Origin of the sequence: Paraphotobacterium marinum, from assembly GCF_002216855.1 — a bacterium.
GTDB classification, from domain to species: domain Bacteria; phylum Pseudomonadota; class Gammaproteobacteria; order Enterobacterales; family Vibrionaceae; genus Paraphotobacterium; species Paraphotobacterium marinum.
Map to the genome: position 1 here is coordinate 131,387 of NZ_CP022356.1, position 15,677 is coordinate 147,063.

The following is a 15,677-nucleotide window of genomic DNA, read 5'->3' on the forward strand; positions in this document are numbered from 1 at the left end:
GGGAGAACAGAAGTGGATGTTATCAATTTTTCATATACCCAATTTTTAGGATTTTATTGTCTCATTTTTATACCTTTGGGTTTACTGCAACTATTAAACATTAATTTAAAAAAAGATTTATTAATTGCAATTACCAGAATGAGTTTGCAGCTAATAATTATTGGTTTGTATTTACAAACACTTTTTAAACTTCATATAATTTGGCTGAATTTTATACTATTGTTTTTAATGATTTTATTTTCTGCTCTTATTATTTGTAAAAGAACAAAAGTTAAATTCAAAGCGGCAGCATTTTCAATTTTATTAGGCAATAGTATTGCCTTGATAATTATTTTACCCTTTTTGTTAATTTTTACTTTAAACGCAAAACCTTGGTGGGGGGCACAATATATGATCCCTATTGCAGGTATGATTTTAGGAAATAGCTTGACCGTTAATGTCATTGCACTGGATAAATGGTATACATCAGTTAAAGAAAAACATAATGAATATCAATTTTTCTTGGCTATTGGAACTAAAAATCCAAACTTACCTTTTATGAGACAAGCTGTAAAATCTGCTATCGAGCCCCAAATTGCAAATATGATGGGAGTCGGTGTTGTTTTTTTACCGGGCATTATGACAGGTCAAATCTTAAGTGGGACATCTCCACTTTTAGCCGTCAAATATCAATCGATTTTATTTGTGGCAATTTTTACTTCAGCAATGATTTCTGTATGTACAACACTTTTTTTATTGAGTCGTGATTCTTTTGATAGTTATGGTCGTTTAAGGTGGTAAATTTTTAAATACATCTTTTTCTAAGTTTATGATAAAATTAATTTAAACTTTTCTTTGGATATTTACTTTTGACTTTTGATTTATTGGGATTAGATCCGCGTATTTTACGAAAAATTAAACACTTAAATTTTAATGAACCTACTGAAATACAAAAAAACACTATACCTCTCGCTATTTCTGGTAAAGACATCTTAGCCTCATCAAAAACAGGCTCTGGCAAAACACTTGCGTTCATTTTGCCGATTCTTCAGCGAATGTATAAATCTAAACCATTTAAGAAAAGAGATGCAAGAGTTCTTATTGTTGCCCCAACAAGGGAGCTCGCTAGACAAATTTTTGCTCAGCTGCGACTTTTTATTTCGGGAACACCTTATGATGCAGCTTTAATTTTAGGTGGAGAAAATTTTAATGATCAAGAGAAACAACTAAGAAATAAAGATCCTATGATTGTTATTGGCACGCCTGGTCGAATAGTGGATCATATCAATCATAGAAGTCTTTTCTTGGATGGTTTAGAAATGCTTATCTTAGATGAAGCCGATAGAATTATGGATTTGGGGTTTAAAAAAGAAGTTGAAATGATTAATCATGAAGCAGATCATCGTAAAAGACAAACTTTGTTTTTTTCTGCTACGCTGGATGACCCTGAAATTAAAATATTGGCATCTGAAATTTTAAACTCTCCTAAAGAAATTATTTTAGAAAAAAGTGAAGTCTCACACGCTGACATTGAAGAAAAGTTTATTTTTTCAGATAATGTGACACAAAAAGAGAAACAGCTTACTCATTTATTAGAAACATCCGAATATGAACAAGTTATTATCTTTACAGCAACTCGTGATGATACCAGTCGAATCGCTGATCTTCTTAATACAATGAATTTAAAAGCAATTGCATTAAGTGGTAAACTTTCTCAGACACAACGAAATACGATTATAAGTCAATTTGAAAGACATGTTTTTAAAATACTTGTAACGACGGATGTTGCATCAAGAGGTCTAGATATAGATAAAGTTGGGATTGTTGTAAATTTTGATTTGCCAAAACATTCAGAAGAATATGTTCATCGTATCGGAAGAACAGGTAGGGCTGGTAATAAAGGACGAGCTTTTTCTTTCGTAGGACCTAAAGATTGGCAAAGTTATATCAAATTAAGAACTTTTTTAAGCTATAAGTTAAAATTTATTGAACTTCCAGGACTGATCGCGAAATTTAAAGGTTATCGTTTAAACGTTAGCAAAGCAGATTTTTCAAAGAAGAAGAAACAATTAACTTCTAATTCAAAAGTTGAAGATAGAAGCAAGAAAACGAAATTAAAAAAATCGTTTGATAAAAGTTTTCTTGATAATCAAGATGTAGGGGATAATGTTTTTATCCCTAAAAAGAAATAAAGTAGAGCTAACCAAACTTTCCTTCAACATATTGGTGGGTTAAATTATTTTGTGGTTGATTGAAAATCAAAGATGTTTCATTTACTTCAATCAGCTCTCCAATGTGAAAATAGGCTGTTCGATCAGCAAGCCTTTTGGCTTGTTGCATGGAATGTGTAACCATGACAATACTAAAGTTTTGTTTCAAGTTTTGAATTAATTCTTCAACCTTAGCTGTTGCAATTGGATCTAATGCCGAGCAAGGCTCATCCATTAAAATAATTTCAGGGTTAATTGCAATGGCTCTAGCAATACAAAGGCGTTGTTGTTGACCTCCAGATAAACCAAGCGCTGATTGTTCTAATCTATGTTCAACTTCCTTTAAAAGCCCAACTTTATCAAGGGCTTTTTTAACTTGATGCTCAAGATCTTGATTATTTGTTGAAAGACCGTGTATTTTAATACCAAAAGCGATATTCTCAAAAATGGATTTAGGGAAAGGGTTAGCTTTCTGGAAAACCATTCCCACTCTTGCTCTCAAGTATACAGGATCTATATTTTTATTTAGAATATTTTGGTTGTCAAATTCAATAGTGCCGGTAATACGACAATCTGAAATAGTATCATTCATGCGATTTAAACATCTTAAAAAACTGGATTTACCGCAACCAGATGGACCTATTAGAGCTAAAATTTGTTGATTTCCGATATCTAAATTTATATTTTTAACGGCATGAAATTGATTATAGAAAACATTTAATCCTCTAACTGACATGATTGGGTTTTGAATAAGTGCTTGCCCAGAAGTTATAGATTGATTAAGAAGATGCTCGGTAGTCATTTTTTTTGCTCCATCTTATTTCTCAGTAAAATAGCAGCTATATTCATAATGAACAAAAACATAAGCAATACGATTATAGCGCCAGCAGTATTTTCAGTAAAACCTCTTTCAGGGTTATTGGACCATAGAAAAATTTGTACAGGCAATACGGTGGCCACATCCATAATACTATTAGGAATCTCAACAACAAAAGCAACCATTCCTATTAAAAGCAATGGGGCGGTTTCCCCTAGGGCTTGTGCCATTCCAATAATAACACCTGTAAAAACACCAGGAAAAGCTTGTGGTAACACATGAAAAAGGATAACTTGTATTTTGGACGCACCTATTCCGTAAGCAGCTTCTCTATAACTATGAGGGACGGACTGTAAAGCAGAACGACTTGATATAATAATAGTAGGGAGTGTCATCAGTGTTAGAACTAAAGCTCCCACTAAGGGTGATGATCGAGGTAAGTGAAAAACATTTAAAAAAATTGCTAGACCTAATAATCCAAAAATAATTGAAGGAACGGATGCTAAGTTATTAATATTTGTTTCTATGATATCTTTAATCCTGCCTTCTTTAGCATATTCTTCTAAATAGACGGCTGTTAATAGACCGATTGGGAAACTAAATACAAATGTAAGTGCCAAAGTTAAGAAAGAGCCAACAATTGCGCCACCTAAACCCGCAGATTCAGGGTTTCTACTATCACCATTCAAAAAAAATCCAAAGTTAAATCTTTCCTGTAAATAGTTATTGTTTTTTAAAAAAGTGAATATTTTCTTTTGCTCTAAAGTTAAGGTACTCCAACTTGGAAAGGAGCCATTTTTTATCATGTAACGATAATTCAGATTAACAGAGTCACTGACTAGAAAATTGAGTTTCACGTTTTGGTTTAACTTTTGAGGATGCTTCTGTATGTAATCTTTCAGTAAAAACTCACTATTTGAGGAAATCATTCTAAAAAGTAATTTTTTATCTTTTCTATTTTTGATTTCTGGAAATATTTTATATAATGACTTTTTTAATAATAAATTGTAGTTAGCGTCGTTAAAGTTTAATTCTTTTTCATTATCTCCTGATATCCCAAGTAATTCTGAATTTAAATTTACATCTAATGTAATAAAAGTCTTATAAAAAGCTCCTTTACCACTCATAATAATCGTAAAAACAAGCAAAGTAATAAAAATAGTAGTGATGATAATTGAAAAAATACCAATGGATTTAAGAAAGAAACTTTTTTGATGTCTCTTTTTTAAACTGTTAAGTATTAACTCATTTTTAATTTTAATTTGTTTTTTATTCATATTGTTCTTTGTATTTTTTAACGATTTTTAAGGCGATATAATTAAACATTAATGTAATCAAAAATAAAACAAGTGCTAAGGCAAATGCTGCTAATGTCTTGGTACTATCAAAAGACTGATCTCCTGTTAATAAAGTGACAATTTGAACCGTAACAGTTGTAACAGAATCTAAAGGGTTAGCTGTTAATTTAGCGGTTAATCCAGCAGCCATGACAACAATCATAGTTTCACCAATTGCTCTTGAAATTGCGAGCAGAAAACCTCCAAATATCCCTGGAAGTGCAGTTGGAATAATGATTTTCATGATCATTTCATATTTTGTGGTTCCTAAGGCTAAAGCGCCATCTTTAATATTTTGAGGAACAGCCTGAATAACATCGTCGGATAGGGATGAAATAAAAGGAATGATCATCATTCCCATAACGAGACCTGCAGATAGGGCGTTTTCAGATGAAACATTTGATATGTTAAACGCCATAGCTATGTCTTTAATAAAAGGTGATAAAACTAAAATAGCAAAAAATCCATACACAACTGTTGGAATTCCAGCTAATACTTCTAAAATTGGTTTCACAATCTTTCTAATTTTAGGTGTGCTGTATTGTGATAGATATATTGCGCTAATAAGTCCGATAGGACCTGAAACTAATAAAGCAATGAATGAAATTAAAAAAGTTCCCCACAGAAGCGGAACCATTCCAAATAATCCGGTTGCGCCAGTTTGATCATCACGTAATGCAACTTGTGGAGACCACTTTAGCCCAAAAATAGAATCCCAAACATTAACTTTATTAAAAAATTGAATCGATTCAATTAAGATAGAAAAAATTATACTAAATGTAGTGATGATAGAAATAACGGAAGCTGAAAATAAAATCATTTTTATCCAAAATTCAACTTTTTGTCGAGCTGGAAATTTCAAAGTTAACCGGGATTTTATAAAGTAAGAGATATAAGCGTATATTAGAATAATTAATACCCAATACATCCAATTTGAAAGGAATTGATAATAAGTATAACTTGTATATAAATCTGAGTATTTAGGATCAAGATGAATTAAATTATTGCCATAATGATTGATAATTTTATTGTAAATGAGATCCAAGTTATTTTGGCTTGATGGAAATATTTGGACAATTTTCTGTTTAAGGAGATATGAACTCACAATTGGCGTTATAGTGTAATAAAGCAAATTAAACAACAATATACATATAATTAAAATTAGGAGTGCATAAATAGCATAATAATATTTAGAGTTGTATATAAAAGATTGTTTATTTAATGTGTTTTTTTGTTGTAAATGTTCTATTTTTCGTAATGAAAAATAGAACAAAATACAAGAATAAAAAACTAATATTAGATAGCTCATGGAAATATCAATTAAATATTGGTTTTCATAGTTTCAGTATCATTTCGAACAATCTTCCATTCGGAGGGTGCAAGTGGTATTAAACCGCGATCCGTCAAATATCCATCAGGACCAATTGCATTTTTAGACGTAAATGCTAAAACGTACTCTTTAAGACCTGGTATAACGTCTAAATGAGCCTTTTTAACATAAAAATATAGTGATCTCGATATGGGGTATTTTCCATCGCCAATACTTGAAAAGTTAGGCTCAATATTATTAATTTTTGACCCATGAACCTTGTCAAGGTTCTGCTCTAAGAAGCTAAACCCAAAAATACCAAAGGCATTTGGATTTTTTTCTAATTTTTTTACAATTAAGTTGTCATTTTCACCTGCCTCAATATAAGCACCATCTTCCCTCATAGCATGACAAACCGCCTTATATTTTGCTTTGTCTTCCTTTTTTATTTTTAGAATCGAAGGGAATGCTTTACAACCACCCTCCATGGCCAATTCAACGAAAGCGTCTCTTGTTCCTGATGTAGGGGGCGGTCCTAATACTTCAATTTTTTGATTCGGTAAATTAGAGTTAATTTGATTCCAGTGAGTATAAGGATTTGGAATTAACTTTCCTTTATCGTTAGGTACATTTTTAGCTAAAGCAAGAAAAATTTCTTTGAGTGTAAGATTCACCGGAGCTGACTTTTTTGAATTAGCAATCGCTATTCCATCATATCCAATTTTAACTTCCACAATCTCATTCACAGAGTTCTTTTTACAAAGTTCAATCTCACTAGCTTTAATTTTTCTGGAAGCATTTGTAATATCAGGTGTATTGACGCCAAGTCCCTGACAAAAAAGCTTGAGCCCTCCACCTGATCCAGTTGATTCTATTTTAGGAACGCGAAATTGACTACCTTTACCAAATTTTTCAGCTACGACAGTCGCAAAAGGGTAAACGGTCGACGAGCCAACAATATTAATAGTATCTCGAGCAAATACCGATGATGAAACACCAATAAAACAAAAGTTACAAATCCTGTAAAAAAATTTTTAATATTCAGCATGTAATTGTCCTAAGTTAATTTAACTAACCTTTTTAACTTAGAACACTTTATACGCATGATTGTAACAATTATATGAACTTTTTATGACAGCCTGAATTTGTTTAGACACAATCGCAAAAATATATTCATTGTTTGTAAATTTTCATGAACCTTAATCTTAAAGCATTAAATATAACAGTTACAGATGAAAGAGCCATAGCTAAACTTGCTATAATTGGGCTTAATAAATAGTGAAAAAATGGGTAAAAAATTCCGGTTGCGATAATCAATCCAATGCTATTATAGAAAAAACTTCCAATGAGGTTTTGTTTAATATTTCTAATTGTAAGCTTTGAAAGTTTAATAGCTTTGGGAATTGATGTTAAGTTTGTATTTAAAATAATAATATCAGATGATGTTAAGGCAACATCACTGCCGGATCCCATAGCAAAACTCACATCTGCTTGCGCTAGAGCAGGAGCATCATTAATACCATCTCCTATCATTGCAAGAGTATAACCTTTTTGTTGCATTTCTATGACTTTATCTTGCTTTTCCTGAGGTTTTACTTCTGCATAAACTTCATCAATACCAACTTGACGCGCTACTTTTTTAGCTGTTAATAACTGATCGCCAGTTAACAATATACTTTTAATCCCCATTTTTTTCAATGCCTTTACAGTGTCATAACTTTCCTCTCGAACCATATCAGAAACAAGAAAGGAGGCGAGTAAATGGTTTTCATGAAATAGGTATACATTGTGACTTGTTTTTATTTTCATTTTTTCTTTATCAACTAGCAGTTTTTTTAGAAGAAAATCACTCCCTACATAATAGGTTTTATGATTAATTTCTCCAGATATACCAAATCCTACATGATTTTTAAAATTTGAAATGGGGAGCGGTTTTCCTTTATTTTCATCCTTAAAAGCCAGTGAAATTGGATGATCCGAATTATTCTCTAAAGAAGAAATTAATTCGATAATTTCATTGTAATTATATTTTGAGGTGTAAATTTCAAATTCAGTTATAGAGGGCTTTCCTTTTGTGATGGTCCCTGTTTTATCAAAAACTACATGGGATATTTTAGAAGATACCTGCAGGGCATCACCATTTCTAATAAAAATGCCCATCTTTGCGGCTCTACTAATACCTGATAAAACAGACATGGGCGTAGCTAATCCTAACGCACATGGACAAGCAATAACTAAAACAGATATCCCAATAGTTATTAAAAATGTTGCCTTAGGTACTGGCGCAAAAAAATACCAAATAATCATAGCAACAATGGATATTAAAAATATTGCTGGAACAAAATATGAAGTTACTTTATCTACTATTTGCGTTATTTTGGGCTTCATATTTTGAGCATTTTCAATAGCTTTTTTAATTGATTCAAGGCTGTTTCATTTCCAACGGCAATTGCTTTCATTATAAGAACCCCTTCTTGATTGACGGTGCCCGCATAAAGATTATCATTCATTTTCTTTAGATTTGGGATGGGTTCACCTGTCATCATGGATTCATCAACATGAGATTTACCTGAAACAATACAACCATCAACCGGAATTTGTTTACCAGGCAAAACTTTGATTAAATCGTCTTTTTTAATATCGTTGACCATAATGACTTTTTCTTCATCGCCATTCAGTCGAACAGCTTTTTGAGGGAAAAGATTCAGTAAACTTTCAGTATGTTCCGCTGCTTTTATTTTTCCTTTATGCTCTAGCGCACGTCCTATATTCATGAAGGCTAAAATCATAACAGAAGCATCCAAATATAAATGTAAAGACAGGACATGAAAATGTTTATAAAACATAATTATTAAAAATGAGTAAATCCATGCGGAGAATGTCCCAACAAAAATTAATGTATCCATGTTAAAAGACAAACTTTTAAGGCTCTGCAAAGCTGACAAATAAATATCTTTACCAGCGTATAACATAGTCCCTAGAACAATAACTGCAATCAAAAAAAATTGAGTTGCGCTTGGGTATTAAATTCATTTAAATCTACGGGTAAAGTAAATTGCATGCTAAGCACGCTAATCAAAAAGGCAGCAGCTGCTTTCCAATAGTATGCATTAAAGCGGGTAGGTTCATTTGATGCTTGGCTTTTGATTGAATAACCAATTTTACTCAGAGCATCTTTGACCTGAGCTGTTTTGGCCTTGCCCTGGAAGCTAACAGCATTGGTTGCAATGTTGACTGATACATTACTAACTCCTTTAACTTCTCTTAATGCTTTTTCAATTTTAGAGACACATCCCGCGCATCTAATATTATTTAAAGTTAATTTGACCCTTGACATTTGAGCCTCTTTTGTTGGTAAATATAGTTTAGTCTAACCTTAACCTTAAGGTGAATGTCAAGAGTCCTCTATCACTATTTACTCACAGCCTTTTTAAAGGCAAAAAAAGCAATATACAAATAACATAGGGCTGGTATCAGTTCAATAACAGAAAAGTTTTTCATATGATCAGCTATAAATCCCATAATAGGAGGACTTACAGCACAACCAATAATCATCATGACAATGAATGATGATGCTATTTTAGTATCTTTACCTAATTTATTAATACCTAAAGAAAATATTGTAGGATACATACAAGCCATAAAAAAGCTAGCCGCTATTAAGGCATAAACACCTAGGGATCCTGAAACAAACGATGCTATTATAGCTGAAAACATTGCTAGCAAAGCCATGATTCCCAAAAATGTATGCGATGCAAAATTTCTCAACATAATTGAAGCAAAAATTCGTCCACATAAGGATGCAATTAGGATGTAAGTATAGAAAATAGAGGCCTGTGCAGGATTGATGTTTAAATGTAGCATTGTATATCTAATTGCAAACCCCCAAAGACCAGCCTGCGCACAACAAAATAAAAACATTGCCAATAACGACCATTTGAAATGTTTAACAGTTTTTAACCTTTTGATGGTTTTCAAGTAGCCATCAGATTTTCTACCAGCATCTCCCATATCTTTTGCTGAAGGGTATTTAGTAATTAATGTGACAATAAAAATTAAAACTAATATAGATGCTAAAAATAAATATGGTGTGGTAGCTGAAGATACTAGTGAATGATGATATTTAGAAATATCGTTTACGCTCATACTGGATAGTTGCTCTTGAGTTTTATAAGCGACTTTACCTAAAACTAATTGAGCACCAAAAAATGCAGTCAATACTGAGGCCGCCATATTAAAAATTTGTGCAAAATTAATTCTAAAACTCGCATAATCTTTGTGTCCCATTAACGTACTGAGTGGGTTTGCCGAGGTCTCTAAAAAACCACAACCAAAGGCAATAATAAAAAGACCAATTAAGAAAAATATAAACTCAAAATGAATAGCAGAGTTAGCGCATGAAAAACTTCCTATAATGATAGAAGTTAACCCCATTAATATGGTTGCTTTAAAGCCATATTTGTTGGCAAGAATACCTGCCATGATGGGTGCAAAAAAATAACCTATATAAAAAGAAAAATCTAAAATTCCGGTTTGAAGGTTACTTAATTGAAAACCAATTTGAAATTGGGGCATAATGATACCTTGAAGTATATTTGGTAACCCCCATAAAAAAAAGAGTGAGCACAAGACAGCATATGCAGTTGGATGCGTTACTTTTTTTTTGATTATTGTATTTTCCAGATCTAAATGACTGGAGTCATTAACAGTTGATGTTTGCATTTAATTTTTCCCTAAATTTATTAAATTATACTTTTTATGACTTAATCATAATAAAGAGATCTAGACTAAGTTGGTAGTGGTTTGAGGAGCTTTTGAGCTCCTTTTTTTTAGAATGATATTAAGGTCAAATAATAAGGTTTTTGTGATGATTTTTTATATATGAAGTTACAATTCATATATAAAAACAGGATTTACGTTTGTTTTTCATGCACTTTATCTGATTTTTATTTCTGGATATTGAAAATTATTTAAGCTTTTGAATTTTTTTGCTTAAATAAATTTAAACGGTCATAATCTTTTTGCATTTCTTGTTGAATCCAAATTCGAAAATGTTTAGTCAGATCATTTTGTGTAACATCCTGAAAAATATAGGACCAATCACTTTCGGTAATTTTACTTTCTTTGGGTATACGAAGATAATCATTTTCTAATTCATCTAAAATTAAGTTAATATCCGAAATAGTAACGGCTTGCCCAAGTAAGCAAGATCTCATGGCTAAATCTAATGTATCAACAATGGTGTTAGATGTTTTATTTTTATCCATAATTTGATTGAACTTTATCCATGTATTCCAGTCATGTTCATCATAACAATGAATTCTCGGATACTCTAAAAACTGCTGGATAGATAAAAGAGATTGATCCGCTTTGGAAGAATTGAGTAAAGGTGAATAAACTGGTGTTAATAATTCCTTTCGAAGAATTATTTTATTTGGATCTTCTTTAAAATCTTTCACAATATCAATAATGACATCAAAATCACCCTCTTGCTTCATACCACTTTCAACATTATGAGAGGCAATATGTGTCGAAATATTTATTTCAACCTGAGGAAATTTTGTTTTAAAAATATGAAGTCTTGGCATTAACCATGAAACTGCTAGAGTCGAGGATACGAATATTCTAAGCGAATTATTATTCATATTTTGAATGTTTTGCATTGTATTATTTAGTACAGGTAACTGTTGATTTAAAGTTTTAAATAGAAACTCTCCATGTTTTGTTAAAGTTAATTTTTTTGCCTTTCTAATAAATAAATTAGTATTAAGCTGAGTTTCTAAACTTTTAATTTGTTTACTGACCGCACTTTGAGTGATAAATAAATCCTTTGCAGCATCAGTGAAACTCAAGTTTCTTGCAACAGACTCAAAACAAACGAGATGATTTAATGATTGACTAATAAATGGATAACTTTTACTCATAAAAATAAAATTATTTTCTATTCAAAATATCTACATAATAATGTAAATATATTAAATTACAAGAAAATTAACTATTCCATTTGGTAATGTTAAAGGGAGAAATTATCAATTGATATTCATCTAAAAAATATTACAATTCAAGCTTCTTTTGAGAGGTTGATCATGAAAAAAATTTTACCATTAGCGATTCCTTTAATATTATCACAGCTCATTCAACAGTTGATGTTATTTACTGATATCTGGATGTTTTCTCGGATTGGTATCAATGAAATGGCAGCTGGAGGTTTAGGAGCGCAGGTTTTCTCAATCATTTTCATCATTGCTGCATCAATTATAGGCTGTTCTGCAAATCTAATTTCAATTAGTTATGGTAAATTAGCTTTAGATAGAAAAAAAGCTGAAAAAGAAATTTCAATGCACTTAAAAGGCAGTATTTTATTAACACTAATTTTTACTTTCTTTTTAATGGTAATCTTTATTTATATACCCAACTTAATGATTCAATTTGGTCAAAAAAGAGATGTTGTTATTTTAGCTAACGAATATTTAAGCGCACTAAAATGGTCTATTTTTCCATCTCTAATGATTTTTGTTCTTAGAGCTTTAAGTGGCTCTTATGGAAAAGTAAAATCTATAATGATCTTGTCTCTCGTTACGGTAATGCTAAATATCCCTTTAACTTATGTTTTTGCATTTTATTTAAAAATGGGGATTTCTGGCGTGGGTTGGGGTACTACGGTTGCAAACTTTACGGGTATGATAGGATATGGGTTTTGGCTTTTCAGACAAAATGAGTTTACAAAATTTTCTTTATTAAAAAATCTTGATGAATATAAAATCAGTTCGATGAAGCCTATTCTTTATATTGGTCTGCCCATAGCTATAGCAACAGTTTTAGAATATGGATTGATTGCATCTGGAACATTTTTTGTGGGGGTATTAGGTGTCGCAGCTCTTGCTACACAACAAATTTTATTGCAGTGTTTAAATTTTTCTTATAATGTTTCGTATGGTTTAGCCCAAGCCAGTGCAATTATTTCAGGAAGAAACTATGGACAAAATAACATCAATGAAATTTCAAATGTTACCAAAAAAACAATTTTAATGGTTACTATCTCAAGTGGTCTATTTGCTTTATTTTTAACCTTAACCCAAACTTACTATTGGATATATTTGATATTTCGTCAACAATAAGAACTCAAGAATTTTTAGATAGTTTCCAGGTTATTTTAGTTGTAATGGGTCTAACCCTAGTTGCAGATGCTTGGCAAATTTCAATTATTAGTATCTTAAGAAGTATGAAAATAGTTAAAATTCCTACGTTTATAACAATGATTGGGTATTGGCTAATAGGTATACCCGTTTCCTATGCTTTAATGACTTTTTTTGGAGTGGTAGGTGTATGGTCAGGAATATGTCTTGGTCTACTGGTAACTTCAATACTTTTATATTTAAATTATCATAAATCAACTGTTAACTTGAAATTATGTCATAAACAGGAAACCGAAGCTCTTATTTAAAAAAATAGTCAATATATTTTCAGAATTTAATTTTAATTTTGATAAAAAATAAGTAGAATAAATTTTTGGATTTAAATTAGGTGAAAGTTTTGCATAATTTGGCATATTATTTATCAGTCGAAAATAAAATTTTCAATTACAAGTATTTTCACTTAACTTATATAGGTTTTTTTCAGTTGGCTTTGACATTTATAAATATGTTTTTGTTGAGCTTAGGAAGAAGATCAAACTATTTTTTTGGTATTTTTTATGCCTTAGTTCGATCCTTATGTTTATTGAACTAGATGTATATTATGAAGCAACTCTAACAACTATTATTCTGGTATTACAATTTCACGGTTTTATAAAATGGACACATTTAGATAAAAACCCTGATAATTTTACATGGCTTTCTTTTCGTCAAAAAATTTATGTTATATTAATTTGTCTTATTTCAGTTATAATTTTGTATTTTGGTTATGAAAGTTTTATTATTTTTGTAAATAATATAATCGCTAATATCAATAATACAACGATTAGAGATTTATTAGCTCACAAAGAAAGCTATACTTTTGTACGAAGCCCAGTTACTCATTCACTTATTTTTATTTTATCTATAGTTGCTATGTTTTTACAAAATTATAAAAAAATAGAATCATGGGTTTTGTGGATTGTCATAGATATACTTTATCTTCTCTTTTTTGTGAAGACAGGATTAGGTGCAATGATTTTTGAGAATGTGGTTTTGATTATGATTTGTTTATTTGGGTTTTATGATTGGAATAGAAAATCAAAACTTAATAAAAAGAGTTGATCTGCCAATAATAAAAAGCTGGTTCTTCGTATGGGTGATTATTGATATATGCTGATAAAACTTCCCTAAGTTTATCATCTGTACAAATCGTTTGAAGAAAATACTCTTCAACTTGAGTCACTTCATTTTTTTTACCAATAAATGGACTGCTAAAATTAGAACTATAAAACTGCCCATGGCCTAGAGTTTGCCAACAACATTGTTCATAAGCATTGTATTTCCCAGCACCGGCTTTAAAAATAGCTTTTTTAACAACATCAATGTGGGATACTGGTATAAATAAATTTAGAGCATACATGAAAATCACCATTTTGTATTTTTAAAGTGTAGGCTAACTGAGGTATTAATTCTTTAACCTATCAATAATAATTTGATTAAAATCATACACGAAGATAAAATTAACCTTAAAAATTTTAATAAGGAATTGTTGAATGTTTTCAAATATCCAAGCTATAACAGCGAGGTGGATCATACCTATCATCCCTGCAAAAACGATCTTAGAAAATTATACATTAATTATAGATAACGATTGTATTATTGATCTTTTACCCAGAGATATAGCAATGAATAAGTATTCAGGGATTGAACTCGAGGAATTTGAAACACATGTATTGATGCCTGGACTTATTAATACTCATACCCATTTGGCTATGAATCTATTCAAGGGAATGGCTGATGATTTAGAACTAGAGGATTGGCTACAAAATTACATTTGGCCTGCGGAAAGTGCTACTTTATCACATAAAATGGTTGAAGATGGAACCACTTTAGCATTATTTGAATCAATTCAATCAGGTGTTACTTGTGTGAATGATCATTATTTTTTTTCTGAAGCCGTTTCAAAGGCTGTTATAAAAGCTGGAGTCAGAGCAAGAATTTCACATTGCATTTTTAGTTTTCCACTTCCATGGATTGATGATGTGGAAACATATTTTGAACAAAGTAATAAATTGATAAATGATTATAAGTCTAACCCATATATTTATCCTTGTTTAGGACCCCATGCACCTTACACAACTGATGATGAAATCATGGATAAAGTTACGAGCTTATCCCAAAAACATGATATACCTGTTCATATACATCTTCATGAAACAAAAAAGGAAGTGGATGATTTTATAAAAGATAAAGGAAAAAGCCCGGTAGCTTATTTTCATGAAAAAAAATGGCTTCACAATAATTTTATTGCAGTGCATATGACTCAAATGACAGAAGCTGAAGCAGAAATGTTATCACAAAACAATGTTTCTATAGCGCACTGCCCAGAGTCCAATATGAAATTATCAAGTGGTGCTTTTAATTGGGAACTTGCAAATAAATATAATATTAACGTTTCTTTAGGTACAGACGGAGCCGCTAGTAATAATGACTTAGATATGCTTGGAGAATCCAAGTCAGCTTCGTTTTTAGCAAAGTTACAATTTGGACCGAAATCTTTGAATGTCTTTGAAGCTTTAGAAATGTTAACGATTAATGGAGCCAAAGCACTCAAATTAGAAGATGAGATTGGAAGTTTAGAAATAGGCAAAAAAGCAGATTTCATTGCAATAAATATGGACTCATTAGATTGTGAGCCTATTTATAATATTGCCTCTCAAGTTATTTTTGCATCTACACGGAATCAAATAACAGATTCTTGGGTACATGGAAAAAGAATCATGAAAGATAGAAATGTCCTTACGCTCAATGAAGAACAAATCAGAGCTCAAACACAATTGTGGCAGAAAAAAATTATAGACTCTATAAATCAAAAATAGACAAAAGTTATATTTCATTAATGCTCACATC

The 15,677-nt window shown here is 31.0% G+C and carries 13 protein-coding genes and 2 pseudogenes; 6 read left to right on the forward strand and 9 right to left on the reverse strand.

The genetic code is table 11. The features are described from left to right. The first annotated feature begins 12 nt into the window (after nt 1–12). Together CF386_RS07800 and CF386_RS07805 are read left to right on the forward strand one after the other, a co-directional pair. The gene (locus CF386_RS07800; RefSeq protein ID WP_089073870.1) at nt 13–780 is read left to right on the forward strand and encodes an ABC transporter permease; all 768 of its coding nucleotides are present in this window, start codon (nt 13–15) and stop codon (nt 778–780) included. Nucleotides 781–848: 68 nt separating this feature from the next. Next, nucleotides 849–2,171: a DEAD/DEAH box helicase gene (locus CF386_RS07805; RefSeq protein WP_089073871.1), complete on the forward strand. Its 1,323-nt coding sequence runs from the start codon at nt 849–851 to the stop codon at nt 2,169–2,171. A 7-nt stretch (nt 2,172–2,178) separates the two neighbouring features. Here the strand turns inward: CF386_RS07805 and pstB are convergent, their stop codons facing one another. The 8 genes and pseudogenes from pstB to CF386_RS07850 form a co-directional block, all read right to left on the reverse strand. Continuing rightward, nucleotides 2,179–2,940 (reverse strand): phosphate ABC transporter ATP-binding protein PstB, encoded by a 762-nt coding sequence (pstB, locus tag CF386_RS07810; RefSeq protein WP_455430258.1) that lies wholly within the window; start codon nt 2,938–2,940, stop codon nt 2,179–2,181. A gap of 47 nt (nt 2,941–2,987) precedes the next feature. Further along, complete coding sequence (gene pstA, locus CF386_RS07815) at nt 2,988–4,283, reverse strand: phosphate ABC transporter permease PstA (protein WP_089073873.1); 1,296 nt, start codon at nt 4,281–4,283, stop codon at nt 2,988–2,990. Then, nucleotides 4,276–5,163, reverse strand: coding sequence for a phosphate ABC transporter permease subunit PstC (gene pstC / locus CF386_RS07820; RefSeq protein ID WP_264080497.1), 888 nt, complete (start codon nt 5,161–5,163; stop codon nt 4,276–4,278). Before pstC ends, pstA begins: the two co-directional genes overlap by 8 nt. 500 nt (nt 5,164–5,663) lie before the next feature. Beyond that, nucleotides 5,664–6,671 (reverse strand): PstS family phosphate ABC transporter substrate-binding protein, encoded by a 1,008-nt coding sequence (locus tag CF386_RS07825; RefSeq protein ID WP_089073875.1) that lies wholly within the window; start codon nt 6,669–6,671, stop codon nt 5,664–5,666. A gap of 154 nt (nt 6,672–6,825) precedes the next feature. After that, a pseudogene (locus CF386_RS07830) lies at nt 6,826–8,624 on the reverse strand (copper-translocating P-type ATPase). 23 nt (nt 8,625–8,647) lie between these two features. After that, a complete protein-coding gene (locus CF386_RS07840; protein WP_089073878.1) occupies nt 8,648–8,989 on the reverse strand; it encodes a heavy-metal-associated domain-containing protein in 342 nt (113 codons plus the stop codon). Between the two features lie 74 nt (nt 8,990–9,063). After that, nucleotides 9,064–10,374, reverse strand: coding sequence for an L-fucose:H+ symporter permease (gene fucP / locus CF386_RS07845; protein ID WP_089073879.1), 1,311 nt, complete (start codon nt 10,372–10,374; stop codon nt 9,064–9,066). Between the two features lie 248 nt (nt 10,375–10,622). Beyond that, the gene (locus CF386_RS07850) at nt 10,623–11,576 is read right to left on the reverse strand and encodes a LysR family transcriptional regulator (protein WP_089073880.1); all 954 of its coding nucleotides are present in this window, start codon (nt 11,574–11,576) and stop codon (nt 10,623–10,625) included. A 162-nt stretch (nt 11,577–11,738) separates the two neighbouring features. On the opposite strand from CF386_RS07850, the gene CF386_RS07855 reads away from it, so the two are divergent. The 3 genes and pseudogenes from CF386_RS07855 to pnuC all read left to right on the forward strand — a co-directional run. After that, nucleotides 11,739–12,770 carry an MATE family efflux transporter gene (locus CF386_RS07855; RefSeq protein WP_089073881.1) on the forward strand — a complete coding sequence of 344 codons (1,032 nt, stop codon included), beginning with the start codon at nt 11,739–11,741 and terminating at the stop codon, nt 12,768–12,770. Continuing rightward, nucleotides 12,740–13,096, forward strand: a complete 357-nt coding sequence (locus CF386_RS13415; RefSeq protein ID WP_089073882.1) for an MATE family efflux transporter — start codon at nt 12,740–12,742, stop codon at nt 13,094–13,096. The genes CF386_RS07855 and CF386_RS13415 overlap by 31 nt, the downstream gene beginning before the upstream one ends. 178 nt (nt 13,097–13,274) lie before the next feature. Further along, nucleotides 13,275–13,889: pseudogene (pnuC, locus tag CF386_RS07870) on the forward strand (nicotinamide riboside transporter PnuC); the annotation flags it as partial. On the opposite strand, the gene CF386_RS07875 reads toward pnuC, so the two are convergent. Then, the gene (locus CF386_RS07875) at nt 13,873–14,187 is read right to left on the reverse strand and encodes an NGG1p interacting factor NIF3 (protein WP_089073885.1); all 315 of its coding nucleotides are present in this window, start codon (nt 14,185–14,187) and stop codon (nt 13,873–13,875) included. The pseudogene pnuC and the gene CF386_RS07875 sit on opposite strands and share 17 nt — an antisense overlap. Nucleotides 14,188–14,320: 133 nt before the next feature. On the opposite strand from CF386_RS07875, the gene CF386_RS07880 reads away from it, so the two are divergent. After that, nucleotides 14,321–15,646, forward strand: coding sequence for an amidohydrolase family protein (locus CF386_RS07880; protein ID WP_089073886.1), 1,326 nt, complete (start codon nt 14,321–14,323; stop codon nt 15,644–15,646). Nucleotides 15,647–15,677 lie beyond the last annotated feature (31 nt).

Excerpts from the sequence above, each read along its gene's own strand:
- pstA (WP_089073873.1), bottom strand. The coding sequence starts at position 4,283 with ATGAATAAAAAACAAATTAAAATTAAAAATGAGTTAATACTTAACAGT.
- pstC (WP_264080497.1), bottom strand. The coding sequence starts at position 5,163 with ATGATTTTATTTTCAGCTTCCGTTATTTCTATCATCACTACATTTAGT.
- CF386_RS07840 (WP_089073878.1), bottom strand. The coding sequence starts at position 8,989 with ATGTCAAGGGTCAAATTAACTTTAAATAATATTAGATGCGCGGGATGT.
- fucP (WP_089073879.1), bottom strand. The coding sequence starts at position 10,374 with ATGCAAACATCAACTGTTAATGACTCCAGTCATTTAGATCTGGAAAAT.
- CF386_RS07850 (WP_089073880.1), bottom strand. The coding sequence starts at position 11,576 with ATGAGTAAAAGTTATCCATTTATTAGTCAATCATTAAATCATCTCGTT.
- CF386_RS07855 (WP_089073881.1), top strand. The coding sequence starts at position 11,739 with ATGAAAAAAATTTTACCATTAGCGATTCCTTTAATATTATCACAGCTC.
- CF386_RS07875 (WP_089073885.1), bottom strand. The coding sequence starts at position 14,187 with ATGTATGCTCTAAATTTATTTATACCAGTATCCCACATTGATGTTGTT.
- CF386_RS07880 (WP_089073886.1), top strand. The coding sequence starts at position 14,321 with ATGTTTTCAAATATCCAAGCTATAACAGCGAGGTGGATCATACCTATC.